Genomic DNA, 14,367 nt, shown 5'->3' with positions numbered 1-14,367 from the left:
GTTTTCCCTATGAGGCATATCGTGACTTCCACCGCTGTCGGCACCCACCGTGACGGTTATGTTCCCTTCCCCGCGGACCTGGCCGAGACCTATCGCGCCGCCGGTTACTGGAGCGGCACCACCGTGGGAGATCTGCTCCGCGACACCGCGCGCCGTAGCCCGGAGCATCCGGCCCTGCTCGGCGACCACCCGCTGACCTACGCCGAACTGGACGCGGAAGCCGACCGGATGGCCTACGGGTTCCTGGCGCTCGGGATCGCACCGGGCGACCGGGTGATCGTCCAGCTGCTCAACACCCCCGAATTCGTGATCGCGCTGTTCGGATTGCTGCGGGCCGGCATCATTCCGGTACTCACCTTGCCCGCGCATCGCCGGGCCGAGATCGAACATCTGGCCGTTCTCTCCGGCGCGGTGGCCTACCTGGTCGCCGAACGCCAGGGCGATTTCGACTATCGGCAATTGGCTGCCACCCTGCTGGACACCGTCGAATCACTGCGCCACGTCCTGGTCGCCGGGGACGCCGGTGAATTCACCGAGCTGATGTCCATTGCCCGCGACACCGGATCGCTGCCCGCGCCCGACCCCGCCGATATCGCGCTCATGCTGGTCTCCGGCGGCACCACCGGACTGCCCAAACTCATCGCCCGCACCCACGACGACTACGTCTACAACGCCACCGCGAGTGCGGCCGTCTGCGAACTCGGCGACCGCGACGTCTACCTGGCGACGCTGCCCGCCGCGCACAATTTCCCGCTGGCCTGTCCGGGCATCCTGGGCACGGTGGCGACCGGGGGCGCGCTGGCCCTCGTCACCGACCCCAGCCCGGAAAGCGCCTTCGCCGCGATCGAACGCCACCGCGTGACCGTCACCGCGGTGGTGCCGCCGCTGGCGCAATTGTGGTCGGCCGCGGTGGAATGGGAGGACGCCGATATCTCCTCGCTGCGGTTGCTGCAGGTCGGGGGCGCGAAACTGGCCGAGGTGAATGCCCGCGAAGTGGCTCCCGCGCTGCGGGTCACGTTGCAGCAGGTCTTCGGTATGGCCGAGGGCCTGCTGAATTTCACCAGGCTCGACGACGATCCGGATGTCATCTGCACCACCCAGGGCCGCCCGCTGTGCTCGGCGGACGAGATCAGGGTGGTCGACGAGGACGGGGTGGATGTCGAACCGGGCATGGAGGGTGAACTACTGACCCGCGGCCCGTACACCCTGCGCGGCTACTACCGGGCCCCTGAACACAATGCCCGCGCCTTCACGCCGGACGGTTACTACCGCAGCGGTGATCTGGTGCGGCAGCTGCCCAGTGGCCACCTCGTGGTGTCGGGCCGGATCAAGGATGTGATCAACCGGGGCGGAGAGAACGTCTCCTGCGACGAACTCGAGGAGCATCTGCTCGCCCACCCCGCGGTCCGGCACGCCGCCGCGGTGGGCCTGCCCGATCCCGGACTCGGCGAAAAGGTCTGCGCGGTCCTGGTCGTCAGCGATGACATGCCCACCCTGGCCGAGATCAAGCAATTCCTCACCGGGCGCGGTCTGGCGACCTACAAACTCCCGGATGTCCTGCGCCGCGCGCAGGCCCTGCCGCTGACCGCGGTCGGCAAGATCGACAAGAAGGCCCTGCGCGCGCAGAAGTAGGCCGGGGACGGCACGGGCGGCCCGTGGCCCGGCCGCACCGGCCGGTGCCCTACGCCTTCACCACGTAGGGCGCCACGCTGCCCAGCTTCTCGCAGGTCTCCTCGAATTCCCGTTCGGGTAGGGACTGCGCGACCACACCCGCTCCCGCGCGCAACCACGCGCCCTCACCGGTCTGATACACCGCGCGCAGCACCAGCGCCGCCTCCAGCGCCCCGGTCGGCGAAACCATCAGCACCGCTCCGGAGTACAGACCCCGTGGACGGTCGTGCCGGAAGACCGAATCGACGCCGGACCGCTTCGGGATACCCGAAGCGGTCACCGAAGGGAAAATGGCGTCCACCGCGTCCCAGGCCGTACGGCCGGCCGCGAGCCGCCCGCGAACGGTGGAGGCGAGGTGTTGCACACTGCCGCGTTCGCGCACAGCCATGAAATCCGACACCGAAGTGGTGCCCGGTTCGGCGACCGTACCGATCTCGGCGAAGCAGGTCTGTACGGAGAGAGCGTGTTCGACGATTTCCTTCGGATCGCTGACCAGCTCGGCGCGGGCGGCACTGTCCATCTCGGCGCCGAGCCCGAATGCACGGGTGCCGGCGAGGGGTTCGGTACTGACCATCCGGTCGTCGTCCACCGAGAGCACCAGTTCCGGGCTGAACCCGGCCGCCTCCAGTCCGCCCAGTTTCAGCAGGAAGGATCGGGCGGGCGTGTTGTGCGCCCGGCCGAGCCGGTAGGTGGCCGGGATGTCCACCGCGAAGGGCAACTCGACCTGCCGCGAGAGGATGACCTTCTGGTATCGCCCGGCCTCGATCTCCGCCACGGCCGTGGCGACGCGTTCGCGGTAGCCGGAGGTGTCCACCCGCACATCCACCGGATGGGCTTGCGGGAGCGCGGTGTCCCGGGAACTCGCGACGGTATCGGCGAGGATCGCTGCCTCGTCCGGATCGGCTCCGGTGATCCAGACCGCTCCGGTCGTGTCGATCCGTACCTCCACACGCGGGATCATCAGGTGAACCAGGGCGGTGCCGGGGCTCAGATACCCGGTGGCGCCCAGCGACCATGCGCAGAATTCGAACCCGATCCACCCGTAGGCATTGCGGCCGGTCATCGGGAGTCCGGCGAGCACGCTGTTCATCACGGCGGCCGGGCTGCCGGACCAGCCGCGCGCCGTCGTCTCGCCGGCCCAGGTGATCCGCAGTTCGCCGGCGTCGAGTTCGACGGTGCCGATCGGGTCCGCGGCGAAGACCCATTCCCCGCCCCGCTCGTAGACCACATGGTCGCCGAAGTGGTCCTGGGCGGCCAGGCGTGCCATCGCCGCCGCCGGATCGGTCACATACTCGGCGCGTAAACGTTCGTCAGTGGTCGACAACGATCCTCCAAGGCTAACCGACCCAACTCGGAAGTAAGGTTAGCATTACCTCTTATTTTGCGGAGGTCTCGAAACAACCGGAAACGAGCCAAACAACCCCAACGGCGCGAGAGCCGTCCATAGTGGTTGGCAAGGAGTATTTTCGAGCCGACGACCGATCGGGCCCCGCCGATCCGGTCCTGCGGCCTCGGCCCGGACCGGGGCCGACCGCCCCCACCCGAGCAGAGGATCCACATCATGATCGAGCACCGCAGTGGAGCCCCGGCAGCATCCGAGCTGCCGCTGGAATCGGTGGTCGCGCTCGTGGATTCGGCCTCGGACACCGAGCGCCGGTTGATCGGGCGCTGGATCGCCGACGGCGGACTGGCCGCCGAGCTGGGCGTCCGCGCCCCCGTCACCCAGCTCGACCTGGACGCCGCTGCCGTCGCCGACCGGCTCTCCGGCCGCACCGACGATCCACTGGTGGTCCCGGTCCGGGTGCTGTGGCTGCCGCCCGAACGCGACGGCGTCCGCCGGGTGACCTTCGGTGACCTCGCGCAGCTCACCAATCCACGCCGCCCGAACCGGCTCGCCCAGCGGCGGCTGGTCGAACGGTCCCCCGACCGGCATCTGGTACTCACCGGCAGCCCGGCCCGGCTGAGCGAACTGCGGGCCAACAACCCGGAGGCCACCGCCCTGCACTACGCCGGCACCGCCGAGCCGTTCGCCCGCGCGGTGGTGCGCGCCGCGGTCGTCGCGCTCGAACGCGCGGAACGCGGCGTAATCGGTGATCGGTACAAGGTGCCCCGCCTCGTCACCGAGGAGATCCTGGACTCGCCGGAATTCCTGCGGCGGCTGGAACTGATCGCCGACGAGATCGGGGCCGATCCACAGGAAGTGCACCGGCGCGCCGAGAAGGCACTGAACGAACTGGTCGCGGCGCAGAGCCGCACTGTCTCGGATCTGTTCACCCAGGCCATGCGCCCGGTTCACGCGTCGACCTGGAAGGTGGACTGCGACGAATCCGGGCTCGCCGCCCTGCGCGACCTCAACCGGCGCTACCCGCTGGTCTTCCTGCCCTCCCACCGCTCCTACGTGGATGCCTTCGTCCTGGGCGATGTCCTGGCCCGCAACGACTTCCCGCCCAACCATGTGGTGGGCGGCGCGAATCTGCGGTTCTGGCCGATGGGCCCGATCGCCCGGCGCACCGGGACGATCTTCATCCGGCGCAGCTTCGGGGGCGACACGGTGTACCAGGCGGTGGTCGAGGAGTACTTCGGCTATCTGATGGCCCGGCGGTTCAACCTGGAGTGGTACTTCGAGGGCGGCCGCACCCGCACCGGGAAACTACGCCCACCCCGCTACGGACTGCTCAACTATCTGGCCGCCGCCGTGCGCCAGGAACGGATCGCCGACGCGCTGCTGGTCCCCGTCTCGATCACCTACGAGCGACTCAACGAACTCGGCGCCATCGCCGACGAGCAGATGGGCGGCCGCAAGAAGCCCGAAGGCCTGGCCTGGCTGGCCCGCTACGTCCGCAACCAGCAGCATTCGGCCGGGCACGTCTACGTCCGGTTCGGTGCCCCGCTCTCGGCGCGCGAACGCCTCGCCGCCCACGGCGACCCACTGATCGCGACCCCGGTCACCATCCCGCTGCACCGCACCGACGCCACCGGCCGGGCCGCAACCGGCCCCGCCGAGCCACCGGACGAGATCGGCGAGAAGGAACGCCTGGCGGTACAGCGACTCGCGTTCGATGTCGCCGTGGGTATCAACTCCGTCACCCCGATCACGGTCAACGCCCTGGTCACCCTGGTCCTGCTGGGGGTCCATCAGCGGGCGCTCACCCGGTCGGAGGTGTGCGAGGTACTCGCCCCCGTGCTGGATTACATCGAACAGCGCGACCTGCCGCGCGGCGAGATCGCGAAACTGCGCGACGAGCAGAGCCTGGCCGTGGTCCTCGAGCAGCTGTCGCTCGCCAAGGTGGTCACCGTCTACCGCGGCGGTGTGGAGCCGGTGTACTCCATCGAGGCGGGCGCTCACCTCGAAGCCGCGTTCTACCGCAACAGCGCGGTGCACTGGTTCGTCGATCGCGCCATTGTCGAGCTGGCGATCCTGGCCGCGGTCGACGCCGCACCCGAGGATCCGGCCGGCGACGCCGTCGGGCCCGATGCCGACGCCCTGGACATCGGCTGGGAGGAGGCCTACCGGCTGCGGGATCTGCTGAAATTCGAGTTCTTCTTCCCGGACCGGACCGAGTTCGCCGAGCGGATGACCGCGGAGGTCTTGCTGATCGACCCGCGCTGGCGGTCGCGCTCGCGCGACACGCTCGGCAGTGAGATCCTGGCCGCGCTCACCGGTACCGGCTTCATGATGGCCCATCGGGTACTGCGCTCGTTCTTCGATGCGCAACTGGTGGTGGCCGAGCGACTGGCCGCTCAGGACCCGGCCGAGCCGATCGACCGCAAGGAGTTCGTCGAGGAATGCGTCTCGGTCGGCAGGCAGATGCTGTTACAGCAGCGGCTGCACAGTACGGAGTCGGTGTCCACCGAGCTCTTCGGCAGTGCGCTGAAACTGGCCGCCAATCGCGGACTGCTCGAACCCGCCGACCCGGAATCGGCGGAATCGGTGGCCGAACTCGCCACCCGGCGGGCCGAGTTCGCCGAGCGGCTGCGCACCATCGGTTTCCGGATCTCCCGTGCCGCCACCCTCGACCCCTCCAATCTCCCGGCCGGACGAGTCCGATGAGCACCCGGGAAACGGGTACCGGGTACACCGGCGAAGACCCCGCATCGTCCGGGATCGGCGCCGTGGTCGCCGCCGTCCGTTCCGGGCCGCGCGGTCCCGGCATCGCCGCTGTCCTCGATCTGACGGCGCTGGCCGAACTCCGGTCCGCCCCTGCGCCGCGGTGGCGCGGACCGGACCGCGAACTGCTGGAAACGCTGTTCGACCAGTTGCGGCACAGCGGCGAGAGCTCGGGGGGCGATGTACTCGAACGCGGCGTGCGGGCCGCGGCAGGCCGGACGCCGGAAGAATTGACCGCGCTGGGCGAGCGCCTGTTCAAACGGGGCTGGTACGACCGGTTACGGCCCGAGCTGCTGCGCGTGGTGCAGGAACATATCGCGGCCGGACACACCGTGGTGCTGACCGGGGACGCGGCGGACTTCCAGTTACGTCCGGCGGCCGCCGCGCTCGGAATCCCCCAGGTGCTCGGCAGCCGGGCGGCCGTGGTCGACGGCCGGCTGACCGGGCTGCTCGAGGGTGAAGTGCGCTACGGCCCCGAAAAGGCCGAGGCGGTGTCGGAATTCGCGGCCGTCCACGGCATCGACCTCACGCGGTCCTACATCTACAGCGGCAGCGCGAGCGATCTCGCGTTGTTCTCCCGCGGCGGAACACGGGTGCCGATCGCACCCGACCCCGTGCTCGCGGCCACGGCCGCCGAGTACGGCTGGGCCACACCCGCCGTGGGCCCGCGGACCGCACCGCGCCCGGCCGACTATCTGCGGACGCTGCTGGGCCTGTTCGCCCTGCTCGGCGGTGCGCTGTACGGTGTGCTGCGCAAGTCCCACACCCGCGACCGGCGGGCCATGGCCGATGCCCTCATGAAATACGGCACCGCCTGGCCGCTGCGCCTGTGCGGGATCCGCCTCCGCGTCACCGGCGCCGAGCACGCCCGCCACCCGCGGCCCGCGGTGTTCCTGTTCAACCATCAGAGCCAGTTCGACGTGCTCATCGTGCCCGCCGTGCTCGGCGGGCAAGTCACCGGAGTCGGTAAGAAGGAATTGATCCGGCATCCGATATTCGGTCCGCTCATGCGGTTCGTCGGCGTCACCTTCATCGACCGTTCCAACACCGACCTCGCCAAGGCATCGCTGGCACCGGTGGTGGACACGCTGCGCGGCGGCCTGTCCGTCGCGATCGCCCCGGAGGGCACCCGCTCCTATACCGCGCTGCCCGGCAGGTTCAAGAAGGGCGCCTTCCACATGGCCCGGCAGGCCGGGGTGCCGGTGATCCCGGTGGTCATCCGTAATGCCGCCGAGGTCGGGCGGCGGGATTCGATGATCGCGCGACCCGGCGTGGTCGATGTGGCGATCCTGCCGCCGATCGATATCGATACGCAGGACCCGTCCGAACTGGACGAGAAAGTCGCCGAGGTGCGGCAGCTCTACCTGGACACCCTGCGCGACTGGCCGCGCTGAACGGCGTCAGAGTGCGCGGCCGAAGAGCAGCTTCCACGGCATCAGTGCCGATTCCAGCTGCACCTTCAGGCTCATCTTGGAGGCTCCGAGGGTCCGCTCCTCGAAGCGGATGGGTACCTCGGCGATACCGATGCCCTGCTTCTTGGCCCGGTAGTTCATCTCCACCTGGAAGGAATAGCCGTTGCTGCGGATCGTGCCGACCTCGATGGCGCGCAGCGTATCGGCCTCCCACGCCTTGAAACCGGCGGTGGCGTCCTTGATCCCGAGCCGCAGGATGGCGTTGACATAGAAGTTGGCCCAGGCCGAGAGAGCCTTGCGGTACCACTTCCATTCCGCCGCGGTGGAACCGCCGGGAACATAGCGGGAGCCGAGGACGACCCCCGTACCCGGCCGCTTCAGCTCCTCCAGCATGGCGGGGATCACCTCGGCGGGATGGGAGAGGTCGGCGTCCATCTGGATCACCACGTCCGCACCCTCCTCGAGGGCGCGGGTGATCCCGGCGATATAGGCCCGGCCCAGCCCGTCCTTCTCCGTGCGGTGCAGTACCGACACGGCGTCGGGTAGATCCGCGGCCAGCTTCTCCGCCACCTCACCGGTACCGTCCGGGGAGTTGTCGTCGACTACCAGCACGTGCAGGTCGGGCACGGGTAGCGCGGTCAACCGCTCCACCGCTACCGGCAGATTGTCCCGCTCGTTGTAGGTCGGCACAACAACGGTAACCCTCAAGGGTCGCCCTCCCTGCTCACCTGGTCTCGCCCGGCGGCCGGGTACAACGGGCCGCGAGCGTCGCTACGTATTACCCGTGAACGGTAGCCCAACCGCCCATCCGGGAATGCAGCGCACCGGTGATAGCGTCGCTGAGCGGGGCAATCGGGAGTTCCGCGGCCCGATCAGTCGCCCTCGCGATAGGCCCGGTCCGCCGCGTCCTGTGTGGCGTTGCGCTGCCGCACGATCTCGAGCGCGCGTTCGGCCGTGGCCTGATCCGGGTAGGGCCCCATACGGTCCCGGAACCAGCACTGACGACCGCGCTCGGCGCGCTGATGCTTCAAGCAGTAATACCACCGTTCGGCCATGGTCACAGCATTCCACCCGGTCGGGGTCCGAAACAGCAGAAACCCCCCGATCATGATGATCAGGGGGTTGATTGTGGCCAGGGCCGGGATCGAACCGGCGACCTTTCGCTTTTCAGGCGAACGCTCGTACCAACTGAGCTACCTGGCCGCAGGCACCCGGAACGAATGCCATCCGATGGAGGCCGGATTGCTCCGGCATCCACTGGCGACCCTGACGGGACTCGAACCCGCGACCTCCGCCGTGACAGGGCGGCGCGCTAACCAACTGCGCCACAGGGCCTTGCTGTGTGCCACCTACTCGCATAGGTGGTACCCCCTACGGGATTCGAACCCGCGCTACCGCCTTGAAAGGGCGGCGTCCTAGGCCGCTAGACGAAGGGGGCTCGTCCCGGATTTCTCCGGACCGGCTTTCAACGGCTGTCCGTTGGGAGCTCGCATAGCTTATGACAGGGTGCGCACAATTCCCAAATCCGCTGGTCAAGCAGGCGAAGCCAGTTCTTCCAGGCGCGCGCTCGCCCGCCACCCCGACCGGCCGAACTCCGCCACCCAATCCGGAGTACAGGTGGCCTGAACGAGAACCTCCAGCGACTCCCGGAAGCGGGTGCGCAGATCCGGCTCGCCGCCGTGGGCGTCGGCCATATAGCGCTGACCGATCAGCGCGCCGGCGAGAGTCCGGGTGAAGCGGTCGGGATCGGTATCCGGACGCAACTGCCCCTGTTCGATCGCGGCGACCGTCAGATCGCGGATGGCCGCGGAGAGCATCGGACAGCCGCCGTGGCCCTGCCGCTGAAAGCCGGGATCGATGACGAGCCGGAATTCGGCCTGCACGATTATGTCGTGCTCGAGCCGCAGCGCGAGCTCGTCGAAGACGCCGTGCAGAATGTCGAGCGGGCCCAGGTCCGCGCGCACGAGCCAGCGATCGATGGTGACGCCGTATCGCTCGATCGCCGAATCGAGAACGGCCCGCGCCAGATCTTCCTTGGAATCGAAATGAAAGTACATGGCGCCCTTGGTCGCCCGTGATCCCTCCAAAATCCGGTTGAGCGAAGCCGCGGCATAGCCGCTCTTCCCGAACTCAACGGCGGCGGACCGGATAATTGCTGCCCGTGTCCGACGGGCCCGCTCTTGCTGCCGTGCCATGCTCGAAACGCCTCCGAAGCCTTGTGCAATCCGCGGGATTTCCACCCGCGGAATGCTCGCGACCGTTCATCCGCCTTTGACGAGCGGGCCGACGCCGCGAACTTATCCTGTTGTATGCCGACCTTCGGTCGGTTTATTGGCCTGTACCGAACCTTTGGTACGAAACCCAGCCCGCAGAAGAAACACACCGGCTGGTATAATTCGATCGCCCGGGTGCGCCGCAGGGGGTGCGCACCCGGGCATTCCGTTGCGCCGTTCCTGGTCCCCCATACGCCTCCCGCAGCGCCGTCCCGAGTGACACTCCGAATTCGCTGATTCGTCACGGTACTCGGAATCTCGTACCGGCATGCGGTAAACCGATACAGCGGGCTACCATTTCGCCGTCCGGATTTCGCGCACCGGACACCAACCACACCACGCGAATGAGCGTGCGAATCCTTCGGTAACGCAGGACGTTCGCCCACTCGGGCCGGTTCGTGACCGGTACTCAGCCGGCCGCTCCGATCCCTGGATGGATACCGCCCCGCCCGTGCGCCCCACCGGAAGCGCAACACTCCGGAAAACCGGCCCCCGAACCCCACATCTGCGAGAAATCTGCCTTTACTGATCCAAAGGCATTGGTATCCAACATATTTGGATCGTATCGTGCTACCCGTTGTATCAACAATGCCGCAGGTACCGTGATACCGAACTCATGGGTATGGTTTCTGGCCCGCAGGCCCCCACCGACGGGCCTCGACCTCCCCCGCAACCCCGCCGGAGCGGCGTACGTCCGGGCCACGCGAGACCGGGCCCCGCCTCCCGAGTGACGGAAAGCACCAGCATAGCCACCCGATTACGAGAAACCGGGGCTCGGCCAGTACACTTGCGCCCGCGCCCCTATAGCTCAGTTGGTAGAGCTACGGACTTTTAATCCGCAGGTCCCAGGTTCGAGCCCTGGTGGGGGCACCTCGGGCGCCCGGCCACCGGCCGGGCGCCCATTTCACCTTCCCGGCACCGGCGGCTTTCCTGTGAGTTGGACCAGCCTTCGGTCCGATCGCGCTGTGACCGGAACCGGCCGGCGCGGGCTCTTGGCTGCCGGTCCACCTGGCGGGCCCACGGTCGCCATGAACAGCCTGATCAGGGCGGAAACTTCTGGCTGCGGGGCCGACCGGTGTGCTATTTCCCACGGCGGCTAACGCAATCGGGACACCGGGCGATACGCCCATAACTGCGGATCCGGCCATACACTCGGGTGTGACCCCGGGCGGGGGCACCTACACCAACGTGCAACCTTTCACGGTCGGATGCGTTTCGTATCACACCTACGGTGCCGTAAGGTATGGCCGCATCGGCAACGGTCTACATCAGGTGCCCCGCACCAACGCAACATATGAAGGGCTTGATTACATGGCAAGGGATCTGACTCAACTCGAGCTGCTCACAGAGTTGGAGCCGGTTGCCGAGCAGAACGTCAACCGGCACCTCTCCTTGGCAAAAGAGTGGCATCCGCACGACTACGTCCCCTGGGACGAGGGTCGCAACTTCGCCGCCCTCGGCGGACAGGACTGGGACCCCGACCAATCCAAGCTCAGCGAGGTCGCCAAGGCGGCCATGATCACCAACCTGCTCACCGAGGACAACCTGCCCTCCTACCACCGGGAAATCGCCGAGAACTTTTCCCAGGACGGCGCGTGGGGCACCTGGGTCGGCCGCTGGACCGCCGAGGAGAACCGGCACGGGATCGTCATGCGCGACTACCTGGTGGTGACCCGCGGTGTCGACCCGGTGGCCCTGGAGCAGGCCCGCATGGTTCATATGACCAACGGTTTCGCCTCGCCCGCCGAGGTCGACGCCGGTTTTCTGCATTCGGTGGCCTATGTGACCTTCCAGGAACTGGCCACCCGCGTGTCGCACCGCAATACCGGCAAGGTGTGCGACGATGCGATCGCCGACCGCATGCTGCAGCGCATCGCGGCCGACGAGAACCTGCACATGATCTTCTACCGCAATATGTGCGGCGCGGCCCTCGACCTGTGCCCGGACCAGGCGCTGGAGGCCATCGCCCTGATTGTGGAGAATTTCCAGATGCCCGGCGCCGGGATGCCGAACTTCCGGCGCAACGGTGTGCTGATGGCCAAGCACGGCATCTACGATCTGCGCCAGCACCTCGAAGAGGTCGTCCAGCCGGTACTGAAGAAGTGGAACATCTTCGGCCGGACCGACTTCACCGCGCGCGGTGAGCAGACGCGGGAACGGCTCGGCGATTTCCTCGACAAGCTGTCCAAGGACGTCGTGAAGTTCGAGGAACAGCGCGACCGGATGCTCGCCCGCGAAGCCGCCAAACGTGAGAAGGCCTTCGCCACGGTGAACGGCTGAGCCGTCCACAAACGGAGCACCACGACCGAGACCGCCGGTGAAACCGGCGGTCTCGTGTTTATTTGCGGCGCCTCCGGCGCCGCGGGCCGGGTCCCTGTGACCCCGGTTCTTCACTCCGCCGCTCAGCCGCTGCGCTCCTTCGCTCTGCCGCTCCAGAACCGAGGGGGCCCCGGCCACGGAGGCCGACCATCCGAAGCAGAAGTGAGGTGCATGCGGACGTGCGCCCTGACCGGCCTGAGTAGGTCAACGACTCCGTAAGTACTCAATGGTCACCGGTCTATGAACGGCCCACCGCACACACACCTCAACCAGCCGAGCAGCCCAAGCCCACCCCGGAGTGCTCAATGGTCACCGGCCTATGAATGGCCGACCGCACACCCACCGCACACCTCACTTCAGCGGTAGGGCACCGTCCACACCGCCCACGTCCGTGATCTGCCAGCCGGAGTTCTCGTCGACCGTGACCGTGTAGGTGACCGTGGTCTGTGTGCCGTCCGGATTCTGGGCGTTGGTCGAGGTCACGTTCACGAAGACGTTCACCTTGTAGACCCCGTCCGCTTCGGACATGACCTTCGCGGTGATAGGGGTGGCCGTCGAGGTCCACTGCAGCGGCACCAGGATCTGCTCCAGTTTCGGCGCGGTGTCGTCGAACTTGCCGGCCAGCTGCGGGCTGGTGTTCTTCTTCAGGGCGGCGATCCAGGCATCGAGATCCTTGAAGTTCACGGTGGCCGCGCCCACCGCGTACTCGGTGGCCAGCTGCTCGGCGTGACTGTCGGCCGCGGCGCGCTCGTCGCGATCGGCAAGTTCGCCTCGTGCGGTGAAATACAGCACGGCGAAGACGATCGCCGCCACGGCGAGCGCCGCGACGACCGCGCCACGGATCAGGGTGGAAACCTGGATGGACACCGTGCCCGGACGGGATTGGGCCGGGGCCGGTTTCGCGGGGGCGGCGACGGGTTCGCCCGCGCCGACGGCGGCCTCCTCCGGCTCGCGACCGGCGTCGTCGGTGTTCTCGGCCATGGATGCGTCCTCTTTCGATTGCTCCCGATCCGGGACGGCGGCCCCGGCGGTGTGTCCAGCGGAAATCGGGCGGCCGGCGGATCCGGCGTTCACGAGGCTAGCGTCCGGCCGGACCGCACCGGCAGCTACCCCGCGGGCGCTCCCCGCGATGATCACCACCGCGGCCGTCCGGGCCTCCGGCGGCGCCCCTGTGGCGCGGTGAGGCACCCGACAGTGACCGGGTCCGGGCGCTCGAGGGAAAATAGAACACTGTGCGAACTCAGCTGGAGCAGGAGACACGTTTGCGGATCGGCCCCTACCCGGTCGATCCGCCGGTTGTCCTCGCGCCGATGGCCGGCATCACCAATCTGGCCTTCCGCAAGCTCTGCCGGGAATTCGGCAGCCCGACCGCGATCTATGTCTGCGAGATGATCACCGCCCGCGCGGTGGTGGAACGCAATGAGAAGACGCTGCACATGATGTCGTTCGACGAGGGCGAATCGCCGCGGTCGATGCAGCTCTACGGCGTGGACCCGGCCACCCTCGGCGAAGCCGTCCGGATCATCGTCGGCGAAGGCTGGGCCGATCACATCGATATGAACCTCGGTTGCCCGGTGCCCAAGGTGACCCGGCTCGGCGGCGGCGCCGCCCTGCCCTACAAGCGCAATCTGTTCGCCCGGATCGTCCGGGAGATGGTCCGGGCCGCCGAACCGGCCGGTGTGCCGGTGACCATGAAATTCCGGATCGGGATCGACGACGAGCACCGGACCTACCTCGATACCGGCCGCATCGCCGAGAGCGAGGGCGCGGCGGCGGTCGCCCTGCACGCCCGCACCGCGGCGCAGCGCTATTCCGGAACCGCCGACTGGTCGGCCATCGCACGCCTGAAAGAGGCGGTCACCACGATCCCGGTCCTGGGCAACGGGGATATCTTCAGTGCCGCCGACGCGGTGACGATGATGGCGCAGACCGGCTGCGATGGAGTCGTGGTGGGACGCGGCTGCCTGGGCCGGCCCTGGCTGTTCGGTGAACTCGGCGCCGCCCTGCGCGGCGAGCCCGCGCCGGAGCCGCCGACCCTCGGTGAGGTCGGCGCGATCCTGACCCGCCATGCCGGTCTGCTCGCCGAACACCACGGCGAAGACAAAGGCATGCGTGATCTGCGCAAACATATGGCCTGGTATTTCATGGGCTTCCCGCTGGGCGCCGAGCTGCGGCGCAGTTTCGCGACGGTGTCCTCGCTGGCCGAACTCGGCACGCTCGTCGACCAGCTGGACCCCACCGTCCCCTTCCCTCAGGACGCCGAGGGTCCGCGAGGCCGGCAGGGTTCACCGGGCAAGGTCGCGCTTCCGCACGGCTGGCTGGACGATCCCGAGGACGGGACCGTCCCGGCCGCGGCCGATGTCATGCACAGCGGCGGCTGAACAGCTGTGACGGGCCGGCCGGCCTATTCGACACGCCGATTCGACACGCCGGGAAACTGTTCTGTGCGCGTGCAAACATAACTGCGGGCAACTTCCCAGCATTTACCGCTTTTGCTGCCCTCTCGTAATGTCCGAGTGGCTCTCAGTGGCGAAATCGTTATCATTGCGGAATCCCGCGCAGCCTTTCGAGCACGGTTGCGTCG

General features: G+C 67.9%; 10 protein-coding genes and 4 tRNA genes. 6 read left to right on the top strand and 8 right to left on the bottom strand.

From position 1 onward, the window contains the following. Positions 1-21: 21 nt before the first annotated feature. On the top strand, positions 22-1,632 hold the full coding sequence (locus ON38_RS02875) for a (2,3-dihydroxybenzoyl)adenylate synthase (RefSeq protein ID WP_039822150.1): 1,611 nt from the start codon (positions 22-24) through the stop codon (positions 1,630-1,632). Positions 1,633-1,681: 49 nt separating this feature from the next. Here the strand turns inward: ON38_RS02875 and ON38_RS02870 are convergent, their stop codons facing one another. Next, positions 1,682-2,995: a salicylate synthase gene (locus ON38_RS02870; protein WP_039822122.1), complete on the bottom strand. Its 1,314-nt coding sequence runs from the start codon at positions 2,993-2,995 to the stop codon at positions 1,682-1,684. A gap of 237 nt (positions 2,996-3,232) precedes the next feature. Here ON38_RS02870 and ON38_RS02865 point away from each other — a divergent pair, with 237 nt between their 5' ends. Together ON38_RS02865 and ON38_RS02860 are read left to right on the top strand one after the other, a co-directional pair. After that, positions 3,233-5,722, top strand: a complete 2,490-nt coding sequence (locus tag ON38_RS02865) for a glycerol-3-phosphate 1-O-acyltransferase (RefSeq protein ID WP_051164298.1) — start codon at positions 3,233-3,235, stop codon at positions 5,720-5,722. Beyond that, on the top strand, positions 5,719-7,173 hold the full coding sequence (locus ON38_RS02860; RefSeq protein WP_039822121.1) for a 1-acylglycerol-3-phosphate O-acyltransferase: 1,455 nt from the start codon (positions 5,719-5,721) through the stop codon (positions 7,171-7,173). Before ON38_RS02865 ends, ON38_RS02860 begins: the two co-directional genes overlap by 4 nt. A gap of 6 nt (positions 7,174-7,179) precedes the next feature. On the opposite strand, the gene ON38_RS02855 is transcribed toward ON38_RS02860, so the two are convergent. The 6 genes from ON38_RS02855 to ON38_RS02830 form a co-directional block, all read right to left on the bottom strand. Further along, a complete protein-coding gene (locus tag ON38_RS02855) occupies positions 7,180-7,899 on the bottom strand; it encodes a polyprenol monophosphomannose synthase (RefSeq protein ID WP_281004591.1) in 720 nt (239 codons plus the stop codon). Between the two features lie 164 nt (positions 7,900-8,063). Next, positions 8,064-8,246, bottom strand: a complete 183-nt coding sequence (locus tag ON38_RS02850; protein WP_030522827.1) for a hypothetical protein — start codon at positions 8,244-8,246, stop codon at positions 8,064-8,066. Positions 8,247-8,320: 74 nt separating this feature from the next. Next, positions 8,321-8,394 (bottom strand) — tRNA-Phe (locus ON38_RS02845). A 55-nt stretch (positions 8,395-8,449) separates the two neighbouring features. Continuing rightward, positions 8,450-8,526: transfer RNA gene (locus ON38_RS02840), tRNA-Asp, on the bottom strand. Positions 8,527-8,553: 27 nt separating this feature from the next. Next, positions 8,554-8,629 (bottom strand) — tRNA-Glu (locus ON38_RS02835). Between the two features lie 94 nt (positions 8,630-8,723). Next, a complete protein-coding gene (locus ON38_RS02830; RefSeq protein ID WP_039822118.1) occupies positions 8,724-9,386 on the bottom strand; it encodes a TetR family transcriptional regulator in 663 nt (220 codons plus the stop codon). Positions 9,387-10,261: 875 nt separating this feature from the next. On the opposite strand from ON38_RS02830, the gene ON38_RS02825 reads away from it, so the two are divergent. Beyond that, positions 10,262-10,334 (top strand) — tRNA-Lys (locus ON38_RS02825). Between the two features lie 441 nt (positions 10,335-10,775). Next, positions 10,776-11,744, top strand: a complete 969-nt coding sequence (locus ON38_RS02820) for an acyl-ACP desaturase (protein ID WP_039822116.1) — start codon at positions 10,776-10,778, stop codon at positions 11,742-11,744. A gap of 390 nt (positions 11,745-12,134) precedes the next feature. Here the strand turns inward: ON38_RS02820 and ON38_RS02815 are convergent, their stop codons facing one another. Further along, positions 12,135-12,764 (bottom strand): hypothetical protein, encoded by a 630-nt coding sequence (locus tag ON38_RS02815; protein WP_039822115.1) that lies wholly within the window; start codon positions 12,762-12,764, stop codon positions 12,135-12,137. 251 nt (positions 12,765-13,015) lie between these two features. Here ON38_RS02815 and dusB point away from each other — a divergent pair, with 251 nt between their 5' ends. Then, the gene (gene dusB, locus ON38_RS02810) at positions 13,016-14,164 is read left to right on the top strand and encodes a tRNA dihydrouridine synthase DusB (RefSeq protein ID WP_083872159.1); all 1,149 of its coding nucleotides are present in this window, start codon (positions 13,016-13,018) and stop codon (positions 14,162-14,164) included. Positions 14,165-14,367 lie beyond the last annotated feature (203 nt).

The organism is Nocardia testacea NBRC 100365 (genome assembly GCF_000308775.1).
Taxonomy (GTDB): Bacteria; Actinomycetota; Actinomycetes; order Mycobacteriales; family Mycobacteriaceae; genus Nocardia; species Nocardia testacea.
Note: the sequence above shows the minus strand (reverse complement) of the source record. Positions and strands in the feature narration are given on the sequence as shown.

Excerpts from the sequence above, each read along its gene's own strand:
- ON38_RS02865 (WP_051164298.1), top strand. The coding sequence starts at position 3,233 with ATGATCGAGCACCGCAGTGGAGCCCCGGCAGCATCCGAGCTGCCGCTG.
- ON38_RS02860 (WP_039822121.1), top strand. The coding sequence starts at position 5,719 with ATGAGCACCCGGGAAACGGGTACCGGGTACACCGGCGAAGACCCCGCA.
- ON38_RS02850 (WP_030522827.1), bottom strand. The coding sequence starts at position 8,246 with ATGGCCGAACGGTGGTATTACTGCTTGAAGCATCAGCGCGCCGAGCGC.
- ON38_RS02830 (WP_039822118.1), bottom strand. The coding sequence starts at position 9,386 with ATGGCACGGCAGCAAGAGCGGGCCCGTCGGACACGGGCAGCAATTATC.
- ON38_RS02820 (WP_039822116.1), top strand. The coding sequence starts at position 10,776 with ATGGCAAGGGATCTGACTCAACTCGAGCTGCTCACAGAGTTGGAGCCG.
- ON38_RS02815 (WP_039822115.1), bottom strand. The coding sequence starts at position 12,764 with ATGGCCGAGAACACCGACGACGCCGGTCGCGAGCCGGAGGAGGCCGCC.